Raw genomic sequence first — 23,391 nt, 5'->3', positions numbered from 1 at the left:
CAGTGGTGACAATCCGGGCATCCTGTGCGACAGGTCAAATCAGAGCGTCAACGGCGACGGCCATGAAGACCACCGTCAGGTACGTGATGGACAGATGGAACAGCCGCATCGGCTTGACGGCCGTCCCACCACCGGCCTGACGCGCGAGCCGGATCGCCTCGAAGAGGAAGACGCCGCCCATCACGATCGCCGTCACTCCGTAGATCGGTCCGAGACCGAGCGGCCACGCGGCGAGCGAGGCGGCCACGGTGAGGACGGTGTAGAGGATGATCTCGAAGTTGACCCGCTTCATGGAGCGCACCACGGGCAGCATCGGCACGCCGGCCCGGGCGTAGTCGTCCTTGTACTTCACGGCGAGCGCATAGAAGTGCGGCATCTGCCAAAAGAAGACAATCGCAAAAAGCGCCCATGCCATCGGCGGAATCGTGTTCGTGACGGCGGCCCAGCCGATCACCACGGGAGCCGCGCCGCACACTCCACCCCAGAACGTGTTGGCCGGGGTGCGCCGCTTCAGCCAGAGCGTGTAGATGACGTCGTAGTAGAAGATGGAGAACGCCGTCAGCGCGGTGGCCAACCAGTTGGTGAGAAGCGCCATCAGCGCGACGGAGATCACAGCCAGTGTCAGACCGAAGATCAGCACGGCACGTGGCGTCATCTGATTCGCCGGCAGCGGGCGCCTCTTGGTACGCCGCATCAGTTCGTCGATGTCGCGGTCGATGTAGCAGTTGAGTGCGCTCGCGGCGCCGCCCGCCAGACCGCCGCCGACCAGCACGGCCGTGAATGTGACCGGGTCAGGCCATCCCTTGGCGGCCAGCATCATGGTCGGCACGGTGGTGACCAGGAGCAGTTCCACGATCTGCGGCTTGGTCAGGGCGAGGTACGCCCGGAACACCGCAACCCAGCTCCGCCGGCCCTCGGCGCTCGCAGGACGAGCGGGGCGCACGGCATCGCCGGGCGTCCGCCGTTGGACGGGACGCTCGGTGATCATGCTCACGGACAGCCACCTTCCGGCATCGGCTTTGCTTCGCGGCCGTAAATCGGGTGACGACCCGGCGGCCAACCCGGACAGCCTACGCGTCGCCGTCTCCGCTGCTCGGGGCACCCGGCACGGGTGCATGCGGTCACACCCGTTGAACTGGCATGTCCGCTCACAGCGTATGTGCCTAGTGCGTTCGCTGCGCATGCGTTTAGCCCGACTGGATAGGGTCAAGCCGAAAAGGGTTCCATAATTTTGCCCGAGGAGCAGAACCGACGTGGCTGCGACAGATCCCGCTCTCAACTGGTCCGACCTCGACCGCAAGGCGGTGGACACCACCCGGGTCTTGGCCATGGACGCCGTGGAGAAGGCCGGTAACGGCCACCCCGGTACGGCCATGAGCCTGGCCCCGGCCGCCTACCTGCTGTTCAACCGTGTGATGCGGCACGACCCCACGGACCCGGAATGGGCGGGCCGCGACCGCTTCGTTCTCTCCTGCGGTCACTCCAGCCTCACCCTTTACGTACAGTTGTTCCTCAATGGCTACAGCCTGTCACTCGATGACCTGAAGGCGCTGCGCCAGTGGGACTCGCTGACCCCGGGTCACCCGGAGTACGGCCACACGCCCGGTGTCGAGATCACCACCGGCCCGCTGGGCCAGGGCATCGGCAACGCGATCGGCATGGCCATGTCGGCCCGCCGTGAGCGCGGCCTGTTCGACCCGGACGCCCCCGCCGGTGAGTCGCCGTTCGACCACTACGTCTACTCGATCGCCTCGGACGGCGACATCGAGGAGGGCGTGAGCCACGAGTCGTCGGCCATCGCGTCGGTGCAGAAGCTCGGCAACCTCGTCGTGATCTACGACGACAACGAGATCTCCATCGAGGACGACACCCGGATCGCCAAGAACGAGGACGTCGGCAAGCGCTACGAGGCGTACGGCTGGCACGTCCAGACGGTCGACTGGCGCGGCTCGGACCCGTACGTCGAGGACGTCGAGGAGCTCTACGCCGCCATCCAGGCCGCCAAGGCGGTGACCGACAAGCCGTCGTTCATCGTGCTGAAGACGGTCATCGGCTGGCCGGCTCCGAAGAAGCAGAACACCGGCAAGATCCACGGCTCCGCGCTGGGCGCCGCCGAGATCACCGCCACCAAGGAGCTGCTCGGCTTCGCCGACGAGCCGTTCGCGATCGACGACGAGGTCGTCAAGCACGCGCAGCAGGTCGTCGAGCGCGGCAAGGAGGCCCGCGCGGCCTGGCAGCAGAAGTTCGACGCCTGGGCCGCCGGCAACGCCGAGGGCAAGGCCCTCTTCGACCGGCTCGCCACCCGCACCCTGCCGGAGGGCTGGCACAAGGCGCTGCCCGAGTTCGCCGCGGACGAGAAGGGCCTGGCCACCCGTGCCGCGTCCGGCAAGATCCTCGAGGCGCTCGCGCCGGTGCTCCCCGAGCTGTGGGGTGGCTCCGCCGACCTGGCGGAGAGCAACAACACCACCATGAAGGGCGAGCCGTCCTTCATCCCGACGGAGTACGCGACCAAGGAGTTCCCCGGTCACGAGTACGGCCGCACGCTGCACTTCGGCATCCGTGAGCACGGCATGGGCTCGATCCTCAACGGCATCGCGGTCCACGGCGGCACCCGGCCGTACGGCGGCACCTTCCTGGTCTTCAGTGACTACATGCGTGGTGCGGTCCGCCTGTCCGCGCTGATGAAGCTGCCGGTCGTCTTCGTGTGGACGCACGACTCGATCGGTCTCGGCGAGGACGGCCCGACGCACCAGCCGATCGAGACGCTGACCGCCCTGCGGGCGATCGTCGGCCTCGACGTGGTCCGCCCGGCCGACGCCAACGAGACCGCGTGGGCCTGGCGTGGCGCCCTGGAGCACACCGACCGCCCGACCGCGCTGGCGCTGTCCCGGCAGAACCTGCCGATCGTCGACCGCTCGAAGTACGCGTCGGCCGAGGGCACCCTCAAGGGCGGCTACATCCTCTCCGAGTCGTCCGGCGGCACCCCGAAGGTCATCCTGATCGCCAGTGGCTCCGAGGTGGCGATCGCGCTCACCGCGCAGGAGCGCCTGGAGGCCGAGGGCACCCCCACCCGGGTGGTGTCGATGCCCTGCCAGGAGTGGTTCTTCCAGCAGGACGTGGCATACCAGCAGCAGGTTCTCCCGCACGGCGTGAAGGCTCGTGTCACCGTTGAGGCGGGGATCCGGATGAGCTGGGACCGCATCCTCGGTGACGCCGGCGAGGCCGTCAGCATCGAGCACTACGGCGCCAGCGCCCCGGCGAAGGTCCTGTTCGAGCAGTTCGGGTTCACCGCTGACAACGTCGTCGCGAAGGCCCACGCGTCCCTGGCCAAGGTCGGCGAGATCACCGGCCACAAGACCGGTAACTGACTTCTAAATACTGCGTCATTCATTCAGGAGTTGAGGGAAATGACCGACAGACTGGCTGAGCTGTCCGCCCAGGGCGTGGCAGTGTGGCTCGACGACCTCTCCCGGGTACGGCTGACCAGCGGCTCGCTCGACAAGCTGCGCACCGACCAGCACGTGGTCGGCGTGACCACGAACCCGAGCATCTTCCAGAAGGCGCTCTCCGACGCCGACGCGTACGACGAGCAGCTGCGCGATCTCGCTCTCCAGGGCGTGACGGTCGAGGAGGCGGTCCGCCTCATGACCGCCAAGGACGTCCGCTGGGCGACCGACATCTTCCGTCCGGCCTACGACGCGTCCAACGGCATCGACGGGCGCGTGTCCATCGAGGTGGACCCGCGCAAGGCGCACGAGACCGAGTCCACCGTCGCCGAGGCGAAGACGCTGTGGTGGCTGGTCGACCGGCCCAACCTGTACATCAAGATCCCGGCGACGCTGGCCGGTCTGCCCGCCATCACCCAGGTGCTGGCCGCGGGCATCAGCGTCAACGTCACGCTGATCTTCTCGGTCGAGCGGTACCAGGCCGTCATGGACGCCTTCCTGGACGGCCTCGAGCAGGCGAAGGCGAACGGCCACGACCTTTCCAAGATCGGTTCGGTCGCCTCGTTCTTCGTCTCGCGCGTGGACAGCGAGGTGGACAAGCGCCTTGACAAGATCGGTTCGGACGAGGCCAAGGCACTCAAGGGCAAGGCGGCCATCGCCAACGCGCGGCTGGCGTACGAGGCGTACGCCGAGGTCTTCGGCGGCGACCGCTGGAAGGCCCTGGCCGGTGCCGGTGCCCACCCGCAGCGTCCGCTCTGGGCGTCGACCGGCACGAAGAACCCGGAGTTCCTCGACACCATCTACGTCGAGGAGCTGATCGCGCCCGGCACGGTGAACACCATGCCGGAGCCGGTGATCTTCGCCTACGAGGACCACGGGACCACCCGCGGTGACACCATCACCGGCAACTTCGCGGACGCCCACCAGGTCTTCACCGACCTCGCGGCCGTCGGCATCGACCTCACCGACGTCTTCAAGGTCCTCGAGGACGAGGGCGTCGAGAAGTTCGAGGCGAGCTGGAACGAGCTACTGGAGGGCGTCACCAAGTCCCTCAAGGCTGCTGCCTCCGGGGCGAAGAACCCCAGCGACGCTGCCTGACGAGCACTATCAGCGGCCTGTCGCGGGAGTCCCGCGACAGGCCGCTCCGTCATCAAAAAACTGGCAGGATGACAACGTGGGTAATCCGCTGCGCACCGCACAGGACCGTCGGCTTCCACGGATTCCGGAGCCCTGCGCTCTGGTGATCTTCGGGGTCACCGGTGACCTGTCCCGAAAGAAGCTCATCCCGGCCGTGTACGACCTGGCCAACCGTGGTCTGCTTCCCCCCGGCTTCGTGGTGGTGGGCTTCGCCCGCGCCGACTGGGGCGACGGCAGCTTCGAATCCCTCGCCTACGCGGCCGCCAAGAAGGGCGCCCGGACACCGTGGCGCGAGGACGTCTGGCAGCGCCTCTCCGAGCGATTCCACTTCATTCCCGGCTCGTTCGACGATGACGACGCCTTCGACAAGCTCGCGACCACGCTGGACGAGCTGAAGGAACGCAACGGCATCGCCGGCAACGCCGCCTTCTACTTCTCCATCCCGCCGGCCGCGTTCCCGCTGGTGCTCAACCAGCTCAACCGCACCGGCATGGCCGACCCCTCGAAGACCGGCGGGTGGCGCCGGGTCGTGGTGGAGAAGCCGTTCGGTCACGACTTCCAGAGCGCCGTGCAGCTCAACGAGCTGGTCGACGACGTGTTCATCCCGGAGGACGTCTTCCGGATCGACCACTACCTCGGCAAAGAGACCGTCCAGAACATCATGGCTCTGCGCTTCGCGAACAGCCTGTTCGAGCCGGTGTGGAACTCGAAGTACGTCGACAGTGTCCAGATCACGATGGCCGAGGACGTCGGCATCGGCAGCCGGGCGGCGTTCTACGACGCCTCCGGTGCGGCCCGCGACGTCCTGCAGAACCACCTTCTGCAGCTGCTCGCCATGATCGCCATGGAAGAGCCGACGAGCTTCGACCCTCAGGAAGTACGCGCGGAGAAGCTGAAAGTCCTCAAGGCGATCAGTCTCCCGCCCGACATCGCGACCGGTTCCGTCCGCGGGCAGTATCTTCCGGGCTGGGTGGCCGGTGAGCGTGCCGTGGGATACCTGGAGGAGCCGAACATCCCGGCGGACTCCACCACGGAGACGTACGCCGCCGTCCGCCTCGGCATCCAGAACCGGCGCTGGGCGGGTGTCCCGTTCTACGTGCGGGTCGGCAAGCGGATGCCCCGGCGGGTCACCGAGATCGCGATCCTCTTCAAGCGGGCGCCGCACCTGCCGTTCGACCCGGCCGACGTGGAGATGCTGGGCCACAACCAGCTGGTCGTACGCGTGCAGCCGGACGAGGGCGTGGTGCTGAAGTTCGGCTCGAAGGTACCGGGCACCTCGATGGAGGTCCGCGACATCGCGATGGACTTCCAGTACGGCGAGGCGTTCACCGAGTCCAGCCCGGAGGCGTACGAACGGCTGGTCCTCGATGTGTTGATCGGCGACCGGACACTCTTCCCGGACGCTGCCGAGATCGAGCAGTCCTGGCGGGTCATCGACCCGTTGGAGGCCGCCTGGGCGGGCAACAAACCGGAACCGTACCGGGCCGGCGAGTGGGGCCCGCGGGCCTCCGACGAGATGCTGGCGCGCGAAGGCCGTACCTGGAGGCGGGCATGATCGGGCTGTGGGACACCACCGGTAACGAGGTAGTGAAGGCCCTGGCCGCCGAGCGGCGCAGCGCCGGCGGTGTGGCCTCCGGCCTGGCCCTCACCCTGATCGCGGTGGTCGAGGAGAAGAAGGTCCGCGAGGCCGAGGCGGCCGCCACCATCGCCGCCGCGGCGCACCCCTGCCGGCTGCTCATCGTGGTGCGCTCCGACATGGAGGGCCGCAGCCGGCTGGACGCCGAGATCGTCGTGGGTGGGCGCCTCGGCCCGGCCGAGGCGGTCGTCATGCGGATGTACGGCCGTCTGGCGCTGCACGCCGAGTCGGTCGTCATGCCGCTGCTCGCCCCGGACGTCCCGGTGGTCACCTGGTGGCACGAGGAGCCTCCGAACATGATCGCCAACGACTTCCTGGGCGTCGTCTCGGAGCGCCGGATCACCGACAGCGCGCAGTCGCCGGACCCGGTGGCCGCGCTCAAGCAGCGGGCCATCGACTACGCGCCCGGCGACACCGACCTGACCTGGACCCGGATCACGCTGTGGCGTTCCCTGGTGGCCGGCGCCTTCGACAGCGCCGACGCCCGCGTCACCGGCGCGACGATCGTGGCGCCGCGGCAGGACCCCACCGCCTGGCTGATGCTGGGCTGGCTCAAGTCCCGTCTGGGCATCGAGCCGGTGCTGGAGCACACCGACCGGGCGCCGCGCCTGCACTCGGTGGAGCTGCAGTGCGAGAACGGCGACTGTGTCCGGGTCACCCGCGAGGAGGGCACGGCGCTGTTCAGCAGGACCGGCCAGGAGGACCGTTACATGCCGCTTCCGAAGCGGCCGGTCGGTGACGAGCTGGCCGAGGAGCTGCGCCGGCTGGACGCCGACCAGATCTACGCGGACGCGCTCGGCGCCATGGCCGGGCTGACCGGCCTGGACCATCGGCCGCCGCACCGGGTGCACGTCTGGAAGGATCCGGCGCTGGCCGCGATCGCCAGTTCCGCCGCCTGACCGGTCAAGTTCACCAGCAGTGTCTCACTGCTGTCTCACGGGCCGTGAGACAGCGGTGAGCCACAGCTGCCAAACAGCAACGGGGCCGTCCGCCGCACCGCGGTGGGCGGCCCCTTCATAAGGGAGAGACCAATTGAGTGAGACCGTGGTCGTGGTGGTTCCGGACGCCGACATCCTGGCGTCCACGGTGGCGGCTCGGCTCGCCATCAAGATCATCGACGCACAGGCGGTGCACGGCTCGGCGAGCGTGGTGCTGACCGGCGGCCGGGTCGCGGCGAAGGTGCTGCGCTCGGTGCGGGAACTGCCCGCCTCCGCGGCCATCGACTGGTCCCGGGTGGACCTCTGGTGGGGCGACGAGCGTTACCTGCCCTCCGGCGACCCGGACCGCAACGAGACCCAGGCACGCGAGGCCCTGCTGGACAAGCTGCCGCTGGATCCGGCCCGGGTGCATGCCATGCCCGCCTCCGACGGGCCGGACGGCGAGGACGCGATCGCGGCGGCCGCACGGTACGCCGGCGAGCTGGCCGCGGCGGCCGGTCCGGGCGCCGGACTGCCGCGCTTCGACGTGCTGATGCTCGGTGTTGGCGAGGACGGGCACGTGGCGTCGCTCTTCCCGGACCACCCGGTGCTGCGGGAGACCGGCGCGACGGCCGCGACGTTCGACAGCCCGAAGCCGCCGCCGACTCGGGTCACCCTCACGCTGTCCACCATTCAGAGCGCGGACGAGGTGTGGCTGATCGCGGCCGGGCCGGACAAGGCCGCCCCGATCGGCACGGTGCTGTCCGGTGGCGACCTGCCGGCGGCGAACGCGTCGGGCGTACAGAAAACTCTCTGGCTCTTGGATCAGGCAGCCGCCGCGAACGTGCCCACCCAGCCGTAACCCCCGCATCGTGGTGATCTGCGCCCACCGGCAAGCCGCAAGTCACCACACAAACCGCCCCCCAAACAAGCGTGGTGACCTGCGCCCACCAGCAAGCCGCAAGTCACCACACAAACCGCAAGCGTGGTGATCTGCGGCCTGGATGCACCGCAGGTCACCACGCGTGGTCAGCCACCCGGGGTCGCCTCGGGCGGCAGATCGGTCGCCTTCGTCTCCGGCCCCGAACCCGGGACCACAGCCGCCGACTTCGGCGGGGCCGACCGGGACGGCGTGTTCGCGGGCGAACCCGGGGAGGTGGCCGCCGGCTGGGGATCGGCGGTCGCGGCAGACGGTGCGGGCGGCGCGGTGGTGGACGCCGACGGCGTGACGATCGCCGGACCGCCCGGCGCCGGACCGGGATCGCGTGGGCCGGGCGACAGCGTGAAGCTCACCGCCACGGCCGCGATCACGACGCCGGCCGGCACCGGCAACCAACGCCACAGCCGCAGCGGCGGGCGAGGAGCGGCGACCGTCGGCGGGACCCCGAGACTCAGCCGCTCCTGCGTGATCTGACCGGCCCGCGCATGCAGAGCGCGCCGCAGCCTCAATTCGACCTGGTCGGTCACCGCTCCCCCAATCTCGCGCGCAGGATGGACAGCGCGCGATGCGCCGTCGACTTGACGGTGCCGCGGGAGACCCGCAGCGTGTCGGCGATCTCCCCCTCGGAGAGCTCCGACCAGTACCGCAACACCAGCACCTGGCGCTGCCGGGCGGTCAGACCACGCAGTTCCCGCAGCATCTCCCGGTCGCCCTCACCGAGCAGCGCCTCGTCCTCGGCCGCCGGAACGGCCTCCTCCGGAGGCGGCAGATAGGCCCGGGCGGTACGACGGCGGCGCAACGCGGAGCGGGCCGCGTTGGTCACCCCGGTGATCAGGTACGCGTTCGGATCCGACACCCCGCGCAGCTCCGGCCCGTGCTTCCGGTAGAGGGCGGTGAACACGTCCTGCACGATGTCCTCCGCGGTGGGCAGGTCGTCGACCATGAGCACCGCGAGCCGGACCAGGCTGAGCCGTCGGCTGTGATAGAGCTCGTTGATCGCGGGCGGCGCCGCCGGGGCACCGCCGCCGGCCCGCACACCGGCGGAGAGCCCGCGCAGCCAGGCGAACAGCGAGGGGAACGGCAGAACAGAGATCACAGGCGAAGCCCCGGGGATCGTGTGGCGGGAACGAACGGTACCTTCCGCGTCAGCGCGAGCGCGACGGCGTGACGGCCGGTTTCGCGGGCGCCTTGGTCACGGCCGGCCCCGAGCCGGGCGTGACGGCCGGCTTGGCGGGCGCCGGCGTCGCGGCGGGGCCCTTGCCCGGCTTGACGGCGGGCTTGCCGGCCGGGGAGGCAGCCGGCTTGTGGCCGGTTTCGACCGACCGGGTGGGGGCCGGGGCCGCGGTCTCCTTGATGGGTGCCCGGGTGGAGGCGGTCGGCGCGGGCCCGGCCGTCGGCTTGTTGCTGCTCGGCGTCGTGGCCGGCGCGGGCCCGGCGGTCGGCTTGTAGCTGCTCGGCGTTGTGGCGGGCGGCACCGGGGCCGGCGTGGCGTCGTCGGCGAACGCGGTCGCCGACAGGCCGCCGACGGCGACCACGGTCGCCGCGCCGAGGGTGAGGGCCAGTCCACGGGTCGAGAAACGCATCGGTACTCCTGCTCGTCGGTTCTGGTGAGCTGTCGCAGGAGTAGACGCCTGACCGGCCGGAAGGTTGGCGGTCCCGAAGTGATGCGCGACACAGCTTTAGACTTCCCGACGTGCAGCCGACGATCCGCGCCTACCGGGCCAGCGACCTCGACGCCATCTACGACATTTGCGTGCGCACCGCCGCCTCCGGTGGTGACGCGCGCGGCCGGCACAGCTCGGATCTGATGCTCGGCGACGTCTGGGCGGCGCCCTACGTGATCCGCGAGCCGGAGCACGCGCACGTGCTCGACGACGGGACGGGCGCGGCGGTCGGATACATCCTGGGCACCGCGGACACACCGGCGTTCGTCGAGTGGTACCGCGAGACGTGGCTGAGGGAGACGGCAGAACGGTTCGCGAGCGAGGACCCTCGGGACGCCGAGCTGATCGCCGTGCACAGCAACCCCGACCGGATGCTCCGGCCCGAGTTCGCCACCTACCCGGCCCACCTGCACATCGACCTGCTGCCGGACTGGCAGGGCAAGGGGCACGGCCGCGGTCTGATGGCGGCGTTCCTGGACGGGCTGCGGGCGGCCGGCGTCACGGGGGTGCATCTGGGCATGGCCGCCGAGAACAACAGCGCCTACGCGTTCTACAGGCGCCTGGGCTTCCACGACATCGACGTGCCCAACCCGGGAGCCCGGTTCGTCGGCCGGGACACCGGCCCGGTGGTCTGATCCGTCGATCGTGCGCTGACCGGCCGCCCCGCCCGGCCGGTCAGCGTCCGGGTCATTCGCCGCGGCGCTGGCGCACCTTGGCGAGCGCTTCGGCGAGGATCGCCGCGGCGTCCTCCTCGGAGCGGCGTTCCTTCACATAAGCGAGATGCGATTTGTACGGCTCGGTGCGCGACTTCCCCGGCGGGTTCGACCGGTCGAGACCGGCCGGCTGCCCGCAACGCGGACAGTCCCAGGTGTCGGGGATCGCAGCCTCGGCCGCGAACCAGATGATGCTGTCGTGATCGGCCGCGCAGAAGTAGGTCACCTGCCTGCGCGGTGCGGGCTCGCTGCGCTCGTCGGGTCGCATCGGGCTGGACCCGATCCGGCTTCCGCGAATAGCGCTGCCACTGGACACGGACGTCACTCCTGTCTCGAGGGGCCTCTCATGGGGCCGTCCGGTCTCGGCTTCGTCACGCGAGGGGCAGCACGAACCGGACAGCAGGAACAAAAAACCGCGCGACCGGAGAAACCGGCCGCGCGGCAGATTGTACGTCTACGGAGCGCCGTCAGGCGATCTGGACTTTCAGCCAGAAGCCGAGCCCGACAATGCAGGCGAACCAGATGATGCCCACGAGGACGGTGTATCGGTCGAGGTTTTTCTCCGCGACCGAGGAACCGGCCAGGCTGGAGGTCACGCCGCCACCGAACATGCTCGACATGCCGCCACCCTTGCCCCGGTGCAGCAGGATCAGCAGAGTCAGCAGGATGCTGGTGATGATCAGCAACACGATCAACGTGTAAGCGAACGCGATCGGCATCGTCGGGTTCATTCCTCTCGAAGGGCAAGCAGCGGTCCCACAATAGCGGGTGCCCGGCCGCATGATACGACCGGGCACGCACCTAATTACTCTCAGCGTCCGACGTGCTCCGGGAAACGCACGATGGCGGCGAAGCCCTCGGCGTCGAGCGCGGCGCCTCCCACCAGCGCACCGTCCACATCCGGCTTGGCCATGATCTGGGCGATGTTGTTCGCCTTGACCGATCCGCCGTACTGGATACGGACCACGTCGGCCACCTCGGCGCCGAACTTCTCCGCGAGGCGGCCACGGATCGCGCCGCAGACCTCCTGGGCGTCCTCCGGCGTCGCGGTCTTGCCGGTGCCGATCGCCCAGACCGGCTCGTACGCGATCACGATCTGCTTGAGCTGCTCGGTCTTGAGCCCCTCGAGACCGGCGTCGACCTGAGCGAGCACGTGCTCGACCTGGTTGCCGGCCTCACGGATCTCGAGACCCTCGCCGACGCAGAAGATCGGGACGAGACCGGCCTCGAAGGCGGCCTTGTTCTTCGCGTTGACGGTCGCGTCGTCCTCGGCGTGGTACTCACGGCGCTCGGAGTGGCCGACCACGACGTAGGTGCAGCCGAGCTTGGCCAGCATGCCGCCGGAGATCTCACCGGTGTAGGCGCCGGACGCGAACTTCGAGATGTCCTGCGCGCCGTACCCGATGGCGAGCTTGTCGTCCTTGATCGCGCCCTCGACGCTGCGCAGGTCGGTGAACGGCGGCAGGACCACCGTCTCGACGGCCGCGAGCTGGTCGGCGGTCAGGTTCGCGGCCAGTTTCCGGACCAGGAGAATCGCCTCGAAGTGGTTGAGGTTCATCTTCCAGTTGCCGGCGATGATCGGCTTGCGGGTCACGTCACCCATCACTTCTCCAGAGCGGCGACGCCCGGCAGCGTCTTGCCTTCGAGGTACTCCAGGGACGCGCCCCCACCGGTGGAGATGTGGCCGAACGCGGACTCGTCGAGCCCGAGGGTACGCACGGCGGCCGCGGAGTCACCGCCGCCGACGACCGAGAAGCCGTCGATCTTGGTGATGGCCTCGGCCACGCCACGGGTGCCCGCGGCGAACGGCGCCAGCTCGAACACGCCCATCGGGCCGTTCCAGAACACGGTCTTCGCACCGGCGATCGCCGACGCGAACAGTTCCGTCGACTTCGGGCCGATGTCGAGACCCAGCCGGTCGGCCGGGATCTCCGAAGCCGCGACGACATCGTGCGTGGCGTCCGCCGAGAACTCGGTGGCCGCGACGACGTCGACCGGCAGCACGATCCGGCCGTCGGCCTGCGCCAGCAGGTCGGCGCACACGGCGACCATCTCGTCTTCCAGCAGCGACTTGCCGACCTCGTGGCCCTGGGCCTTGAGGAAGGTGAAGCACATGCCACCACCGACGAGGAGCTTGTCCACCTTCGGCAGGAGCGCCTGGATGACGGCCAGCTTGTCGGAGACCTTGGAGCCGCCGAGAACGACGACGTAGGGCTGCTCCGGGCTCTCCGACACCTTGCGCAGGACCTCGACCTCCTTGAGGACGAGACCACCCGCGTAGTGCGGCAGGCGGGCCGGCACGTCGTACACCGAAGCGTGCTTGCGGTGCACGGCGCCGAACGCGTCGTCGACGTAGAAGTCGGCGAACGCGGCCAGCTGGTCCGCGAAGGTGCCACGCTCGGCGTCGTCCTTCGAGGTCTCGCCGGCGTTGAAGCGCAGGTTCTCCAGCAGGAGCACCTCGCCGTCGCCGAGCGCCTCGACCTTGGCCTGGGCGTCAGCGCCGACGGTGTCGGACGCGAAGACCACCGACGAGCCGAGCAGCTCACCGAGACGGGTCGCCACCGGGGCAAGGGTGAACTTGGGGTCCGGCGCGCCCTTCGGACGGCCCAGGTGGGACGCCACGATCACGCGGGCGCCCGCGTCACGCAGGGCGATCAGCGTCGGCAGGACCGCGCGGGCGCGGCCGTCGTCGCTGATGGTGCCCGGGTTGCTCTTGTCGAAGGGCACGTTCAGGTCGGCGCGCACGAAGACGCGCCGACCCGAGACACCCTCGGCGAGCAGGTCGTCGAGAGTCTTCAAGATCAGGCCCCGACGAGCTTGACCAGGTCGACGAGGCGGTTCGAGTAGCCCCACTCGTTGTCGTACCAGCCGACGACCTTGACCTGGTTGCCGCCGATGACCTTGGTCAGGCCGGCGTCGAAGATGCAGGAGGCCGGGTCGGTGACGATGTCGGCCGACACGATCGCGTCCTCGGTGTAGACCAGGATGCCCTTGAGCGGGCCCTCGGCGGCGGCCTTGATCGCGGCGTTGACCTCCTCGACCGTGGTGTCACGGGCGGCGGTGAAGGTCAGGTCGGTGGCCGAGCCGGTCGGGATCGGCACACGCAGCGCGAAGCCGTCCAGCTTGCCCTTGAGCTCCGGCAGCACCAGGCTGACGGCCTTGGCGGCACCGGTCGAGGTCGGCACGATGTTCAGCGCGGCGGCACGGGCGCGACGCAGGTCGCTGTGCGGGCCGTCCTGCAGGTTCTGGTCCTGGGTGTACGCGTGGATCGTGGTCATCAGACCCTTTTCGATCCCGATCGTGTCGTTCAGGACCTTCGCCATCGGGGCGAGGCAGTTGGTGGTGCAGGACGCGTTCGAGATGACGGTGTGCTTGGCGGCGTCGTACAGGCCGTCGTTCACACCCATCACGATCGTGATGTCCTCGTTCTTGGCCGGAGCCGAGATGATGACCTTCTTGGCGCCCTTGTCGACGTGCGCCTTGGCCTTGGTGGCGTCGGTGAAGAAGCCGGTCGACTCGATGACCACGTCCGCACCCAGGTCGCCCCAGGGCAGGTTGTTCGGGTCACGCTCGGCGAACGCCTTGAACGACTTGCCACCGACGCTGATCTCGTCGGCGGACGCCTTCACCTCGTGGCCGAGACGGCCCAGGATGCTGTCGTACTTCAGCAGGTGAGCCAGCGTGGCGTTGTCGGTCAGGTCGTTCACGCCGACGATCTCGATGTCGGCGCCGGAGGCAAGAACCGCCCGGAAGAAGTTACGACCGATACGGCCGAAGCCGTTGATGCCAACCCGGATGGTCACAGGTGGTCTCCTCGTTTCGGTCCGCCGGATTCTGCGACCGGCGGAGGGGTCTGCATGCCGACCGTAGGGACGGCCGACACAAGGCGTCCGGCCGCCGCACCCAAGGTGCCGATGACGGGGGGCTCGGCCGGACTGCCGGCACCGTCGCCGTCACCAGTGACACTATCCGAGTCCCCGTGCCGCCGAAGCGGCGGGGCGCGACCTGAACGTTACCTAACCGCATCACGACGGCCGCACCCTCCGACCCTCTGTCATCCCAGCCCACGAGCGGTGACGGAGGTCACGTCAGCAGGCCATCATCTCCGGTGTCACGGCCGCCTCGGTGTCCGGGATGCCGAGGTCGCGGGCCCGCTTGTCGGCCAGGGCCAGCAGCCGCCGGATCCGGCCCGCGATCGCGTCCTTGGTCAGCGGCGGGTCGGCCAGGGCGCCCAGCTCCTCCAGGGAGGCCTGACGGTGCTCCAGACGCAGCTGACCTGCCGAGGTGAGGTGGTTCGGCGCCTCCTCGGACAGGATCTCCAGCGCCCGGGTGACCCGGGCCGCGGCCGCGACCGCCGCACGGGCCGAGCGCCGCAGGTTCGCGTCGTCGAAGTTGGCCAGCCGGTTCGCGGTGGCGCGCACCTCACGGCGTACCCGCCGCTCCTCCCAGGCCAGGACGCTGGAATGCGCGCCGACCCGGGTGAGCAGCGCGGCGATCGCGTCGCCGTCCTTGATCACCACCCGGTCGACGCCACGCACCTCGCGGTCCTTGGCGGTGATGCCGATCCGGCGTGCCGCGCCGCGCAGCGCGAGAGCCGCCTCCGGACCGGGGCAGGTGATCTCCAGAGCGCTGGAGCGGCCCGGCTCGGTGAGCGAGCCGTGCGCCATGAACGCGCCGCGCCACGCCGCCACCGAGCAGCACACGTTGCCGCTCACCACGTGCTGCGGCAGGCCGCGGACCGGACGTCCGCGCACGTCGAGCAGGCCGGTCTGCCGGGCCAGCACCTCGCCGTCCTTGACGATCCGCACGATGTAATGGCTGCCCTTGCGCAGCCCGCCGGACGCCAGCACGTGAACCTCGCTCGGGTACCCGTAGACGTCGGCGATCTCCCGCCGCAACCGCCGGGCCACCGCGCCGGTGTCCAGTTCCGCCTCGACGACCACCCGGCCGGAGACGATGTGCAGCCCACCGGCGAAGCGCAGCAGAGCCGCCATCTCCGCCCGCCGGCAGCAGGGCTTGGGCACGTCGACCCGGCTCAGCTCGTCCTTGACCGCTGCCGTCATCGCCATCGTGATGTCACCTCATGCGCCGGATCTTGAAAACTGAGCCTTATTCACGACGGTGGAGACCGTCGTTTTTAACTTCGGCAACACCGGGGCGCAAGGTGGGTCGTGAACAAGCCTCAGTGTGTGCCGCACTACGTGAGTTATCAACGAGTGGCGCCCAATACTGGCACCAGGGCGGCACCCAATGACTCAGGATCATGCCGTGGGCTGCCGTCCGCAACGGCCACGGGCACCAGAACCAGTTCGGCGCCGAGTGCCTGCGCGGCCGCCCGGACCGGTTCCGGCTCGCCGACCCATTTCGCGTCGGCCAGCACGGTGTCGACCCGGAGATCCGGAAGGTACCAGTGCAGCGCAGCCAGGTGGTCGGCGGTGGAGAGCCCGGCCGTCTCCCGGTCGGGGCTGAGGTTCAGGGTGACCAGCCGGCGGGCGCCGCTCGCCACGATGGCGGCGGCCAGCTCCGGGACCAGCAGGTGCGGCAGGACGCTGGTGTACCAGCTGCCCGGCCCGAAGATCAGCCAATCGGCGTCACGCACCGCGGCGATCGCCTCGGGGCAGGCAGGCGGATTCTCCGGCACGAGGCGCAGCGAGGTGACCCGCCCGTCGGCGACGGCCACCGAGTGCTGGCCGGAGACGATGACCCGGCTGCCGTCCGGCGCCACCATGTCGGCCTCGATACCGACCGCGTGCAGCGCCATCGGCAGCACCCGGCCCCGGGCGCCGACCATCGCGGCGGCGTGGTCCAGGGCGGCGACCGGGTCGCCCAGCATCTCGATCAGCCCGAGCAGCAGCAGGTTGCCGACCGCGTGGCCGGCCAGGCTGTCCTGGCTGCGGTCGGCGCGCCGCTCGACCCGCGGCCCCCGGCCCGAAGCCATGGCCTGCGCCGGAACCGTCATCGACGCGAACCGGTGCTGCATCAGGCTCGCGGTCAGCCGGTGCGCCGGATTGTCGGCGGCCAGCGCGGCGAGGGCCTGCCGCAGGTCACCCGGTGGCAACAGGGCATCCCGCTCGACCCGCAGCCGGCCGCTGGAGCCGCCGTCGTCGCCGACCGTGACGATCGCGGTGATGTCCAGATCGAGTCCCGCGGCGCTGCGCCGCAGTGCCCGCAACGAGGCGCTCAGCCCGTGCCCGCCGCCGAAGGCGACCACCCGGATCGCCGTCACTCGCGCCCCAGGTCGCGGTGCGAGGTGTGTGCGGACAGGCGCATGTTGCTCAGCCGGGAGGTGAGCTCCTCGGCGATGGCGACGCTGCGGTGCTTGCCGCCGGTGCAGCCGATGGCGACGGTGAGATAGCGCTTGCCCTCGCGCTCGAAGCCGGGCGCGGTGGCCGCGATCAGCCCGGCGTACGTGGCGACGAAGTCGGTCGCGCCCTCCTGGCCGAGGACGTAGCTGCTCACCCCCTCCTCCAGGCCGGTGTGCTCGCGCAGCTCCGGCACCCAGAACGGGTTCGGCAGGAAACGGGCGTCCAGCACGTAGTCGGCGTCCGGCGGAAGGCCGTACTTGAAGCCGAAGGAGAGCACGGTGATCCGCAGCCGGCGGGAATCCTCCCCGCCGAACAGCTCCTCCACGCGGCGGCGCAGCTGATTCACGTTCAGGTGACTCGTGTCGATGATCACATCGGACTGCTCACGGGCCTCGGCCAGCAGCTTGCGCTCGGCCGCGATGCCGTCGGCCAGCCGCCCGTCACCCTGCAGCGGGTGCGAACGCCGGACCGACTCGAACCGGCGGATCAGCACCTCGTCGTCGGCGTCCACGAACACCACGCGCGGCGAGAAGCCCCGCTCCTTCAGCGCGCGGACGGCACCCGCCAGGTCGGTGGAGAAGGCCCGGCTGCGGACATCGAGAACCATGGCGGTACGCCGGGCGGCGCCCCCGGCAGCGAAGGCCAGCTCGGCCATCTCCAGCATCAGGGCCTGCGGCAGATTGTCGACCACGTAGAAGCCGACGTTCTCCAGCGCCCGGGCCACCGTGCTGCGCCCGCCGCCGGAGAGCCCGGTCACCACCACCAGGTCGGTCCCGGCCTCATCCGGTTCCACCACCTCGTCGGGTCCGAGGTCCGGCATCGCTTCGGTCACGCACGCCTCCCGCGCAATCACGCCCGCGCCGTTTTCGCGGACACAACATGGTAGGCCGACCGGGGGCTACCGCCCCGCCGTCTTCCCCGTCTCGGGTGAACGCAGCGCGGCGAGCACGGATTCCGCGGTCTTCAGACCGATGCCGGGCACCTCGGCGATCGCCTCCGGGGTGGCCTCGGCCAGGCGCTTCAGCGACCCGAAGTGGCGCAGCAGGGCCTTGCGACGGACCTCGCCCAGGCCGGCGACCTCGTCGAGCGCCGACTCGGTCATCCGCTTGGAGCGGCGCTGCCGGTGGAAGGTGATGGCGAACCGGTGCGCCTCGTCCCGCACGCGTTGCAGCAGGTAGAGCGCCTCCGACGTGCGCGGGAGGATCACCGGGAAGTCGTCGGCCGGCAGCCACACCTCCTCCAGGCGCTTGGCCAGCCCGCACAGCGCGACGTCGGTCACACCCATCTCGGCGAGCACCGAGGCGACGGCGTTGACCTGCGGCTGACCACCATCAACAACGATCAATTGAGGTGGGTACGCAAAACGGCGCGCCTTGCCGGTCAACGGGTCGATGCCCGGCAGTTCACCCTCCTCGGGCTGCTCCATCGCCTTGAAGCGGGCGAACCGGCGCCGCATCACCTCGCTCATCGCCGACAGGTCGTCCATGCCGCTGCCGTCCGGGTTTCCGCGGACGATGAAGCGGCGGTACTCGCTCTTACGCTCCAGCCCGTCCTCGAAGACCACCATCGAGGCGACCACGTCGGTGCCCTGGATCTGCGAGACGTCGAAGCACTCGATGCGCAGCGGCACACCCTCCATGCCCAGCGACTCGGCGATCTCCTCGAGCGCCTTGTTGCGGGTGGTCAGGTCGCCGGCGCGGCGCAGCTTGTGCCGCTGGAGCACCTCTGCGGCGTTGCGCGCCACGGTCTCCATCAGCGACTTCTTGTCGCCACGCTGCGGCACCCGCAGGCTGACCCGGCTGCCGCGGTGCCCGGAGAGCCACTCGCCCAGCGCCTCGGCGTCGTCGGGCAGCGCCGGCACCAGCAGCTCGCGGGGCACGTCGTTCTCGCCGTGCTCCTCGCCGTACATCTGGGTGCAGAAGTGATGGACCAGGTCCCCGGTACTCAGGTCCTCGACCTTCTCCACCACCCAGCCCCGCTGGCCGCGGACCCTGCCGCCACGCACGTGGAAGACCTGGACGGCGGCCTCGAGCGGGTCCTCGGCGAAGGCCACGATGTCGGCGTCGGTGCCGTCGCCGAGCACGACGGTCTGTTTCTCCAGGGCGCGGCGCAGGGCCACCAGGTCGTCACGGAGCCGGGCGGCACGCTCGAACTCCAGCTCCTCGGAGGCCTGCAGCATCTCGCGCTCGACCCGCTTGAGGAACTGGTCGGTGCGGCCGGCCATGAAGTCGCAGAACTCGTCGACGATCGCGCGGTGCTCGTCGGGGCTGACCCGGCCGACGCACGGGGCCGAGCACTTGCCGATGTCACCGAGCAGGCAGGGCCGGCCGATCTGGTGGGCCCGCTTGAAGACGCCGGCCGAGCAGGTGCGCGCCGGGAAGACCCGCAGCAACAGGTCGAGCGTCTCGCGGATGGCCCAGGCATGCGAGTAGGGCCCGAAGTAGCGGACGCCCTTGCGCTTGGCGCCCCGCATCACCTGCAGGCGGGGGAACTCCTCGTCGAGGGTGACGGCGAGGAACGGATACGACTTGTCGTCCCGGTATTTCACGTTGAAGCGCGGGTCGAACTCCTTGATCCAGGAGAACTCGAGCTGCAGCGCCTCGACCTCGGTGCCGACGGTGACCCAGTCCACGCTGCCGGCCGTGGTGACCATCTGCTGGGTGCGGGCGTGCAGCGACCAGACGTCGGCGAAGTAGGAGTTGAGCCGGTTACGCAGGCTTTTCGCCTTGCCGACATAGATCACCCGGCCGGCCGGATCGCGGAAGCGGTAGACGCCCGGGGCATCGGGGATGGTACCGGGAGCCGGACGATAACTGGACGGGTCTGGCACGGACCCAACTTTAGTGCCTGGGACTGACAGAATTGCCCGGCCGGAGGCCCGGTGCCGCCGCCACGGCCCGGGTCTCATGACCGGTGTACGGCCGTCAGGCCGAGGCCACCACGTTGTCGCCGTCCAGCTCGACCGCGGTCGCGGCCAGCGGCTGAGCGGCCGGCCCGGAGATCGGCGAGCCGTCCTCGATGGAGAAGAAGCTGCTGTGGCACCGGCACACGATCTGCTTGTTCTTGATCTCGGTGACCTTGCAGCCCTGATGCGTGCACACGTTGCTGAACGCCTTGAAGGTGCCCTCGGCGGGCTGCGTGACGACCAGCTCGTCGAGGATCACGCCGCCGCCGACCGCGACCTTGGAGGCCGCCACGAGCACCGTGCCGCCGCCACCACCGGTGTTGCCGCCACCGGTGTCACCGCCGTCGCCGGCGGCGGTGCTGCCGGCCGGGACCGGGTTGTTGTTGAAGTCGGTGCCGTTCGGGTTGGTGCCGCTGGAGTCGGTGCCGCAGGCTGCCAGGGCCGCGGCGGCGCCGATGCCCCCGGCCCCCATCAGGACGACGCGTCGTGTCGAGGCGGTGCCAGTACGGTCCTGCTGGATCTCGGCGTCGGTCCTCGGCTGCACGTCAGTCATTTGTCGCCCTCCACTACCTGTCTTCTGCCGCTGATGTCACGCGGAGTCGCCCCGGAATACGGACCTTGACCGCGATCAGTTCAAACGTGCCCAGCGGGAATTCTCCCGCTTCCTCCGTGTTCGCCCGACCCATTTGCCGGGGCGCGGGCTGACAGCGGTGCACCCGGCGACCTTAAAAGACCAACCGGGTGCGGTAGCTGTGAGTCGTCTAAGAAGTTTCTAAATCAGGCGGTGGCCTTCGCCCGGGACCGGGTGGTGGTCCGCGTCGCGTTCGCCTTGGCGGCCCGGCCGACCGCGACCGACGAACCGGCCGGATCGCCGGACAGGCCCAGCATGTGCCGCAGGAACCCGCCGGTGTGGCTCTCCGGCACCTCGGCCAGCTGCTCGGGAGTGCCGGTGGCGAGCACCAGACCACCCTTGCTGCCGCCCTCCGGGCCCATGTCGATCAGCCAGTCCGCGGTCTTGATCACGTCGAGGTTGTGTTCGATCGTGATCACCGTGTTGCCCTTGTCGACCAGACCGTTCAGCACGATCAGGAGCTTGCGGATGTCTTCGAAGTGCAGGCCGGTGGTCGGCTCGTCGAGCACGTAGACAGTCCGCCCGGTGGAGCGTTTCTGCAGCTCCGAGGCGAGTTTCACACGCTGGGCCTCACCGCCGGACAGGGTCGTCGCCGGCTGGCCCAGACGCACGTAACCGAGGCCCACGTCGACCAGGGTGCGCAGGTGCCGGTGGATCGCCGGCAGCGCCGAGAAGAACTCCGCGGCCTCCTCGATCGGCATGTTCAGCACCTCGGAGATGGTCTTGCCCTTGTAGTGCACCTCCAGGGTCTCGCGGTTGTACCGCGCGCCCTTGCACACCTCGCACGGGACGTAGACGTCCGGCAGGAAGTTCATCTCGATCTTGATGGTGCCGTCGCCCGAGCAGTTCTCGCAGCGGCCGCCCTTGACGTTGAAGGAGAACCGGCCCGGGCCGTAGCCCCGGACCTTGGCCTCGGTGGTCTCCGCGAACAGCTTGCGGACGTGATCGAAGACACCGGTGTAGGTGGCGGGGTTGGACCGCGGGGTCCGGCCGATCGGTGACTGGTCGACCCCGACGACCTTGTCCACGTGCTCCAGCCCGGTCACCTTGGTGTGCCGGCCGGGCACCTGCCGGGCGCCGTTGATCTGGTTCGCCATGACGGTGTGCAGGATGTCGTTGACCAGCGTCGACTTGCCCGAGCCACTGACGCCGGTGACCGCGATGAACTGGCCCAGCGGGAACGGCACGGTCAGGTTGCGCAGATTGTGCTCGCGGGCGCCGTGGACGACGACCTCACGGCCGGCCGTCTGCGGACGCCGGGTGGACGGCACCGGGATCGACTTGCGGCCCGACAGGTAGGCGCCGGTCGGCGACTTCTCGTTGGCCAGCAGACCCTCGACCGAACCGCTGTGCACGATGTGACCGCCGTGCTCACCGGCCCCCGGGCCGATGTCGACGATCCAGTCGGCGGTCCGGATGGTGTCCTCGTCGTGCTCCACCACGATCAGGGTGTTGCCCAGGTCGCGCAACCGCACCAGGGTCTCGATCAGCCGCCGGTTGTCGCGCTGGTGCAGGCCGATCGACGGCTCGTCCAGCACGTAGAGCACGCCGACCAGGCCGGAGCCGATCTGGGTCGCGAGGCGGATGCGCTGGGCCTCACCACCGGAGAGGGTGCCGGCGCCCCGGTCCAGTGACAGGTAGTCGAGGCCGACGTCGACCAGGAACCGCAGGCGGGCGTTGATCTCCTTGAGCACCCGCTCGGCGATCATCTTCTGCCGGTCGTCGAGCTCGATGCCGGACAGCAGCTCGGCGCAGTCGCCGACGGACAGATTGCAGACCTCGGCGATGTTCTTGCCGGCCACGGTCACGGCCAGCACCTCGGGCTTGAGCCGGGCGCCGCCGCAGACCGAGCAGGGCACGTCGCGCATGTAGCCCTCATACTTGTCGCGCGACCAGTCACTCTCGGTGTCGTTGTGCCGCCGCTCGATCCACTGCACCACACCCTCGAAGCCGGTGTAGTAGGAGCGCTCGCGGCCGTACTTGTTCCGATACCGCACGTGGACCTGGTCGTCGGCGCCGTACAGCACGATCTTCTGGATCCGGGTCGGCAGCGCCCGCCAGGGCGTGTCCAGCTTGAAGCCCTCGGCGTTGGCCAGCGCCTCGAGCAGCCGGGTGAAGTACTCCTGGGTGGTGCCGCCGGCCCACGGCTGGATCGCGCCCTGGCCGAGGCTCTTCTCCTCGTCCGGGATGATCAGCTCGGGGTCGACCTCCTTCTTCGTCCCGAGGCCGGAGCACTCGGGGCAGGCGCCGTAGGGCGCGTTGAAGGAGAAGACCCGTGGCTCCAGGTCCTCGATGGCGAGCGGGTGGTCGTTGGGGCAGGCCAGGTGCTCGGAGAAGCGGCGCTCGCGCTCCGGGTCGTCCTCCGGCAGATCGACGAAATCGAGCAGGACGATGCCGCCGGCCAGCCCGAGAGCGGCCTCGACCGAGTCGGTGAGGCGCTGCTTGCTGGACGCCTTCACGCTGAGCCGGTCGATCACCACCTCGATGGTGTGCTTCTCCTGCTTCTTCAGCTTCGGCGGCTCGGTGAGCGGGTGCACCACGCCGTTGACCCGGGCCCGGGCATAACCCTTGGCCTGGAGCTCGGCGAACAGATCGACGTACTCCCCCTTGCGGCCGCGGATCACCGGGGCCAGCACCATGAAGCGGGTGCCCTCGGGCATCGCCAGCACCCGGTCGACGATCTGCTGCGGGGTCTGCCGGCTGATCCGCTCCTTGCAGACCGGGCAGTGCGGGATGCCGGTACGCGCGAAGAGCAGTCGCAGGTAGTCGTAGACCTCGGTGATCGTGCCGACGGTGGAGCGCGGGTTGCGGTTCGTCGACTTCTGGTCGATCGACACCGCCGGGGACAGGCCCTCGATGAAGTCGACGTCGGGCTTGTCCATCTGGCCGAGGAACTGCCGCGCGTACGACGACAGCGACTCGACGTAGCGCCGCTGGCCCTCGGCGAAGATCGTGTCGAACGCGAGGCTGGACTTGCCCGAACCGGAGAGCCCGGTGAAGACGATCATGGCGTCGCGGGGCAGGTCGAGGTTGACGTCGCGCAAGTTGTGCTCACGCGCGCCACGGATAGTCAGTCGGTCGGCCACGGCCAGCCTCT

Annotated in this window: 21 protein-coding genes; 6 read left to right on the top strand and 15 right to left on the bottom strand. The window is 69.6% G+C overall.

Annotation, left to right across the window (positions count from 1 at the left end; all coding sequences use genetic code 11):
- Positions 1 to 34: 34 nt before the first annotated feature.
- Positions 35 to 994 (bottom strand): heme o synthase, encoded by a 960-nt coding sequence (locus CLV67_RS11025; protein WP_373873203.1) that lies wholly within the window; start codon positions 992 to 994, stop codon positions 35 to 37.
- Positions 995 to 1,253: 259 nt separating this feature from the next.
- Between CLV67_RS11025 and tkt the strand changes: the two genes are divergently transcribed.
- The 5 genes from tkt (at position 1,254) to pgl (ending at position 7,998) form a co-directional block, all read left to right on the top strand.
- On the top strand, positions 1,254 to 3,368 hold the full coding sequence (tkt, locus tag CLV67_RS11020) for a transketolase (RefSeq protein WP_106317070.1): 2,115 nt from the start codon (positions 1,254 to 1,256) through the stop codon (positions 3,366 to 3,368).
- A gap of 39 nt (positions 3,369 to 3,407) precedes the next feature.
- Entirely contained in the window at positions 3,408 to 4,544 is a 1,137-nt protein-coding gene (gene tal / locus CLV67_RS11015) for a transaldolase (RefSeq protein WP_106317069.1), read from the top strand.
- A 76-nt stretch (positions 4,545 to 4,620) separates the two neighbouring features.
- Positions 4,621 to 6,138, top strand: a complete 1,518-nt coding sequence (gene zwf, locus CLV67_RS11010; protein ID WP_106317068.1) for a glucose-6-phosphate dehydrogenase — start codon at positions 4,621 to 4,623, stop codon at positions 6,136 to 6,138.
- Positions 6,135 to 7,118: a glucose-6-phosphate dehydrogenase assembly protein OpcA gene (locus CLV67_RS11005; RefSeq protein ID WP_106317067.1), complete on the top strand. Its 984-nt coding sequence runs from the start codon at positions 6,135 to 6,137 to the stop codon at positions 7,116 to 7,118. Before zwf ends, CLV67_RS11005 begins: the two co-directional genes overlap by 4 nt.
- A 133-nt stretch (positions 7,119 to 7,251) precedes the next feature.
- Positions 7,252 to 7,998: a 6-phosphogluconolactonase gene (gene pgl / locus CLV67_RS11000; RefSeq protein ID WP_106317066.1), complete on the top strand. Its 747-nt coding sequence runs from the start codon at positions 7,252 to 7,254 to the stop codon at positions 7,996 to 7,998.
- A 167-nt stretch (positions 7,999 to 8,165) separates the two neighbouring features.
- Here the strand turns inward: pgl and CLV67_RS51005 are convergent, their stop codons facing one another.
- Genes CLV67_RS51005 through CLV67_RS10985 form a run of 3 tightly spaced genes read right to left on the bottom strand, consistent with a single transcriptional unit; the run spans position 8,166 to position 9,659 of the window.
- Positions 8,166 to 8,603, bottom strand: a complete 438-nt coding sequence (locus CLV67_RS51005) for a hypothetical protein (RefSeq protein ID WP_146169048.1) — start codon at positions 8,601 to 8,603, stop codon at positions 8,166 to 8,168.
- A complete protein-coding gene (locus CLV67_RS10990) occupies positions 8,600 to 9,172 on the bottom strand; it encodes an RNA polymerase sigma factor (protein ID WP_239166802.1) in 573 nt (190 codons plus the stop codon). The genes CLV67_RS51005 and CLV67_RS10990 overlap by 4 nt, the downstream gene beginning before the upstream one ends.
- A gap of 49 nt (positions 9,173 to 9,221) precedes the next feature.
- Positions 9,222 to 9,659, bottom strand: a complete 438-nt coding sequence (locus CLV67_RS10985; protein ID WP_106317063.1) for a hypothetical protein — start codon at positions 9,657 to 9,659, stop codon at positions 9,222 to 9,224.
- Between the two features lie 110 nt (positions 9,660 to 9,769).
- Between CLV67_RS10985 and CLV67_RS10980 the strand changes: the two genes are divergently transcribed.
- Entirely contained in the window at positions 9,770 to 10,375 is a 606-nt protein-coding gene (locus tag CLV67_RS10980; RefSeq protein ID WP_106317062.1) for a GNAT family N-acetyltransferase, read from the top strand.
- 52 nt (positions 10,376 to 10,427) lie between these two features.
- Here the strand turns inward: CLV67_RS10980 and CLV67_RS10975 are convergent, their stop codons facing one another.
- The 11 genes from CLV67_RS10975 to uvrA all read right to left on the bottom strand — a co-directional run bounded on the left by CLV67_RS10975 (position 10,428) and on the right by uvrA (position 23,380).
- On the bottom strand, positions 10,428 to 10,769 hold the full coding sequence (locus CLV67_RS10975) for an RNA polymerase-binding protein RbpA (RefSeq protein ID WP_106317190.1): 342 nt from the start codon (positions 10,767 to 10,769) through the stop codon (positions 10,428 to 10,430).
- A gap of 151 nt (positions 10,770 to 10,920) precedes the next feature.
- A complete protein-coding gene (secG, locus tag CLV67_RS10970) occupies positions 10,921 to 11,172 on the bottom strand; it encodes a preprotein translocase subunit SecG (protein WP_043521518.1) in 252 nt (83 codons plus the stop codon).
- Positions 11,173 to 11,264: 92 nt separating this feature from the next.
- Positions 11,265 to 12,056: a triose-phosphate isomerase gene (gene tpiA, locus CLV67_RS10965; RefSeq protein WP_106317061.1), complete on the bottom strand. Its 792-nt coding sequence runs from the start codon at positions 12,054 to 12,056 to the stop codon at positions 11,265 to 11,267.
- Positions 12,056 to 13,258 carry a phosphoglycerate kinase gene (locus CLV67_RS10960; protein WP_203737635.1) on the bottom strand — a complete coding sequence of 401 codons (1,203 nt, stop codon included), beginning with the start codon at positions 13,256 to 13,258 and terminating at the stop codon, positions 12,056 to 12,058. The genes tpiA and CLV67_RS10960 overlap by 1 nt, the downstream gene beginning before the upstream one ends.
- Positions 13,255 to 14,256: a type I glyceraldehyde-3-phosphate dehydrogenase gene (gene gap / locus CLV67_RS10955; RefSeq protein ID WP_093610437.1), complete on the bottom strand. Its 1,002-nt coding sequence runs from the start codon at positions 14,254 to 14,256 to the stop codon at positions 13,255 to 13,257. Before gap ends, CLV67_RS10960 begins: the two co-directional genes overlap by 4 nt.
- A 285-nt stretch (positions 14,257 to 14,541) precedes the next feature.
- Positions 14,542 to 15,522, bottom strand: coding sequence for a DNA-binding protein WhiA (gene whiA / locus CLV67_RS10950; RefSeq protein WP_106317059.1), 981 nt, complete (start codon positions 15,520 to 15,522; stop codon positions 14,542 to 14,544).
- A gap of 140 nt (positions 15,523 to 15,662) precedes the next feature.
- Positions 15,663 to 16,679 (bottom strand): gluconeogenesis factor YvcK family protein, encoded by a 1,017-nt coding sequence (locus CLV67_RS10945; RefSeq protein WP_106317058.1) that lies wholly within the window; start codon positions 16,677 to 16,679, stop codon positions 15,663 to 15,665.
- Positions 16,676 to 17,578 (bottom strand): RNase adapter RapZ, encoded by a 903-nt coding sequence (gene rapZ / locus CLV67_RS10940; protein ID WP_106317188.1) that lies wholly within the window; start codon positions 17,576 to 17,578, stop codon positions 16,676 to 16,678. The genes CLV67_RS10945 and rapZ overlap by 4 nt, the downstream gene beginning before the upstream one ends.
- Before the next feature lie 78 nt (positions 17,579 to 17,656).
- Positions 17,657 to 19,588 carry an excinuclease ABC subunit UvrC gene (uvrC, locus tag CLV67_RS10935; RefSeq protein ID WP_106317057.1) on the bottom strand — a complete coding sequence of 644 codons (1,932 nt, stop codon included), beginning with the start codon at positions 19,586 to 19,588 and terminating at the stop codon, positions 17,657 to 17,659.
- A gap of 94 nt (positions 19,589 to 19,682) precedes the next feature.
- Positions 19,683 to 20,216, bottom strand: coding sequence for a Rieske (2Fe-2S) protein (locus CLV67_RS10930; RefSeq protein ID WP_106317056.1), 534 nt, complete (start codon positions 20,214 to 20,216; stop codon positions 19,683 to 19,685).
- A gap of 224 nt (positions 20,217 to 20,440) precedes the next feature.
- Positions 20,441 to 23,380 carry an excinuclease ABC subunit UvrA gene (gene uvrA / locus CLV67_RS10925; protein ID WP_106317055.1) on the bottom strand — a complete coding sequence of 980 codons (2,940 nt, stop codon included), beginning with the start codon at positions 23,378 to 23,380 and terminating at the stop codon, positions 20,441 to 20,443.
- Positions 23,381 to 23,391 lie beyond the last annotated feature (11 nt).

The organism is Actinoplanes italicus (assembly GCF_003001815.1).
Lineage (GTDB): Bacteria > Actinomycetota > Actinomycetes > Mycobacteriales > Micromonosporaceae > Actinoplanes > Actinoplanes italicus.
This window is presented reverse-complemented; position numbering and strand designations above follow the sequence as displayed.